The 3,605-nt window shown below is 62.7% G+C and carries 2 protein-coding genes; one reads left to right on the forward strand and one right to left on the reverse strand.

The genetic code is table 11. The features are described from left to right. Positions 1-410: 410 nt before the first annotated feature. Positions 411-1,496 (reverse strand): TadE/TadG family type IV pilus assembly protein, encoded by a 1,086-nt coding sequence (locus E5W87_RS34535; protein ID WP_292408169.1) that lies wholly within the window; start codon positions 1,494-1,496, stop codon positions 411-413. Positions 1,497-1,706: 210 nt separating this feature from the next. Here E5W87_RS34535 and lepA point away from each other — a divergent pair, with 210 nt between their 5' ends. After that, entirely contained in the window at positions 1,707-3,512 is a 1,806-nt protein-coding gene (gene lepA / locus E5W87_RS34540; RefSeq protein ID WP_292408172.1) for a translation elongation factor 4, read from the forward strand. Positions 3,513-3,605: the final 93 nt, after the last annotated feature.

The raw sequence follows: 3,605 nt of genomic DNA on the forward strand, positions 1-3,605 counted from the left end.
GCCATGGCATCGGCCGGCTTCATGGCATCCGTGGCCATCGGGTCGGCGGGCTTCATCGCATCCTCGGCGCGGGCGATGCCGCCGGCGAAAAGCGCCGTCGAGCAAAGCGCGAAGGCAAGCGCCGGCAGCGTCAGGCGGGTGAAGTCGGTCATGCTGGTCTCCTCTGGAGTTGGTGGCGCGCCGGAAATGGCGATCCCATCAGCTCTTCGCCGTGACCTGAGACTTCGTTACAGCCATCACCGCTTCGTGATCGTTAGCCCGGTTTTCATCGCCAGCGCGATGCCCCCAGGGACGATCGAGTAGCCGCGACAGCGGCCCAAACGACAACGCCGCCCGAAGGCCGGGCGGCGTTTGTGATGGACGAGGCGATAGGAGGTCTCCTCTTGCGGCGCCCCGCTATGACCGCCGGCCTATTGTGTGAGCACCGTTTCCGAAGGCCGCTTGTTGAAGGCGCACTTGCCGGTCACGGTGTAGAAGAAGTCGGCGTTGGACACTGGAGCCGGTACCGTGTTGCCGCCGTCTTCCCAGGCCTGCACGCTGGGTTGGCCGCATGGCACGGCGGTGAAGATGTCCACCGTTTTGCCTTGCCCGACTTCGACGCTGTCGATGTACAGCCGGTTGGACGTCGCCGTATCGTCCGATCGCAGGGTTGTTTTCGTGCCTGTGGGCAGGTAGCCGCCGCCAAGACCAGGATTGGGATTCGGAATCTTCATCTCCAGATAGAGCTTGTCCATCAGGCTGACGTCGATCACCGCGCCGGCGCCAGTGGCGGGGTACATGGTGTTGACGCAGGTGGTCGCATATTTGGTGTAGCCGCTCGTCTGGGTGATCGTCGTGGTGGGCAAGCCGTAGAAGCTGATCACCGTGGTGGTCGTGCATACTTGTTTCTGGGCCAGCGTCTCTGTCGATCCGTTGATCGTATACACATTTGCCGTCCCATAGCCTTTCGGGTCGCCATACCTGTTGTGTACGTAGGAGATCTTCATCAGCTTGTTGGCCAGCGTCTCACCGAACTTGGTGCCGTACAGCGTCATCGTCTTGTCCCAATAGCCCGAGATCTTGTTGACCTTGAACGTGGCCTCCACCAGCGCCGGTCTCTTTACTACCGCCGAGGCAACCCCGATCTGCACCGTCGGCACATGGGCGATCTGCATGAAATTGGTTGGCATGGCAAAGCCGGCCGAAGCGTTGATGGTGGCGGTGCCGTCGGCGGCGACGACGAAGCCGTCGAGTTTGGCGGTGCCTTGCCCGCTATTGGCGGCAAATGACTCCTGCAGCTTCACCTGACGGTCCGCCAATGACGTGTTTGTCGGCAGCGTCGTGATCGACAGGGTCGCGGCGTCGAGCGCGTTCTGCATCGATGCCTTGGTCGAAACGGCCGAGTTGTAGTCGAGCGAAAAGCCCAGTGTGGCAATCATCGGGATAAGTGCGATGGCGAGTATCGGCGCAAGGGAGCCGCTCTCGGAGTTGAGAAAATGACGTCCTGCTTGCAGCATGTCTTGGTTCCCCCAAACGGTGACGGGGTGTGCCCTATCACGCAGGGCGCGAACTATGCTCTAACGGGATGGATCAAAGTTTAACGACTTTGCTCCGGCGGCCGGCAGGACAAGCGCTTCAGACAAATGCTGTCGTCCAATGCATGCGCAGCGACTGGCCGCACGCCCGGCCGCTTGCCCGGGCAAGCTGCCCCTGCTAAAGCGCGCGACATGACCACGCCGATCAAGAACATCCGCAATTTCTCCATCGTCGCCCATATCGACCATGGCAAATCCACGCTTGCCGACCGGCTGATCCAGTCCACCGGCGGGCTGGAGCTGCGCGACATGAAGGAGCAGGTGCTGGACTCGATGGATATCGAGCGCGAGCGCGGCATCACCATCAAGGCGCAGACCGTCAGGCTGAAATACCGCGCCAACAATGGCGAGGACTATATCCTCAACCTGATCGACACGCCCGGCCATGTCGACTTCGCCTACGAAGTGTCGCGGTCGCTGGCTGCCTGCGAGGGCTCGCTGCTGGTCGTCGACGCCTCGCAAGGCGTCGAGGCGCAGACGCTGGCCAATGTCTACCAGGCCATCGACAACAACCACGAGATCGTCGTGGTGCTGAACAAGGTCGACCTGCCCGCCGCCGAGCCCGAGCGCATCCGCGAGCAGGTCGAGGAGGTGATCGGCATCGACGCCTCCAACGCCGTGCTGATCTCGGCCAAGACCGGGCTCGGCATTCCCGATGTGCTGGAGGCCATCGTCAACGATTTGCCGCCGCCGCGCGAGGGCGACATCACAGCACCGCTGAAGGCGATGCTGGTCGACAGCTGGTACGACGCCTATCTCGGCGTCATCGTGCTGGTCCGCATCATCGACGGCGTGCTGAAGAAGGGCCAGACCATCCGCATGATGGGCACCGGCGCCAAGTACCTGGTCGAGCGCACCGGCGTCTTCACCCCGGCCCGCATCAATGTCGACGAGCTCGGCCCCGGCGAGTTCGGTTTTTTCACCGGCTCGATCAAGGAAGTCGCCGACACCCGCGTCGGCGACACCATCACCGAGGACAAGCGCCAGACGGCACAGGCCCTGCCCGGCTTCAAGCCGGCGCAGCCGGTGGTGTTCTGCGGCCTGTTCCCGGTCGACGCCGCCGATTTCGAGGATCTGCGCGCCGCGGTCGGCAAGCTGCGCCTCAACGACGCTTCTTTCTCCTTTGAAATGGAAACCAGCGCCGCCCTCGGCTTCGGCTATCGCTGCGGCTTCCTTGGCTTGCTGCACCTCGAAATCATCCAGGAGCGGCTGGAGCGCGAGTTCAACCTCGACCTCATCGCCACCGCGCCCTCGGTCGTCTACCGGCTGCTATTGAACGACGGCACGACGAAGGAATTGCACAACCCGGCCGACATGCCCGACGTGGTCAAAATCCAGGCCATCGAAGAGCCGTGGATCCGCGCCACGATCCTCACCCCCGACGAATATCTCGGCGGCATCCTAAAACTCTGCCAGGACCGGCGCGGCATCCAGGCCGACCTGTCCTATGTCGGCAAGCGCGCCATGCTCACCTACGATCTGCCGCTCAACGAGGTCGTCTTCGACTTCTACGACCGGCTGAAGTCGATCTCCAAGGGCTACGCCTCCTTCGATTATCATCTGACCGACTACAAGGAAGGTGACCTGGTGAAGATGTCGATCCTGGTCAATGAGGAGCCGGTCGACGCGCTGTCGATGCTGGTCCACCGCACGGCGGCGGAAAAGCGCGGCCGGCTGATGTGCGAGAAGCTGAAGGAGCTGATCCCGCACCATCTGTTCAAGATCCCGATCCAGGCGGCGATCGGCGGCAAGGTCATCGCCCGCGAGACGATCTCCGCGCTGCGCAAGGACGTCACCGCCAAATGCTACGGCGGCGACGTCTCACGCAAGCGCAAGCTGCTCGACAAGCAGAAAGAGGGCAAGAAGCGGATGCGCCAGTTCGGAAAGGTGGATATCCCGCAGGAGGCGTTTATCCAGGCCTTGAAGATGGGGGATTGAGAAGCCGGTCGGGCGTCCGCGCGTAGCGCGGCGCCGAGACATCGATCCGGTGGATCGATGTCAGGCTTCGAAAGCGGGGGAGCTGCCGGAGGC

Source organism: Mesorhizobium sp., assembly GCF_004962925.1.
GTDB lineage: Bacteria > Pseudomonadota > Alphaproteobacteria > Rhizobiales > Rhizobiaceae > Mesorhizobium.

What these genes read in the sequence shown, in the direction of transcription:
- lepA (WP_292408172.1), top strand. Translation starts at nt 1,707, where the DNA reads ATGACCACGCCGATCAAGAACATCCGCAATTTCTCCATCGTCGCCCAT.
- E5W87_RS34535 (WP_292408169.1), bottom strand. Translation starts at nt 1,496, where the DNA reads ATGCTGCAAGCAGGACGTCATTTTCTCAACTCCGAGAGCGGCTCCCTT.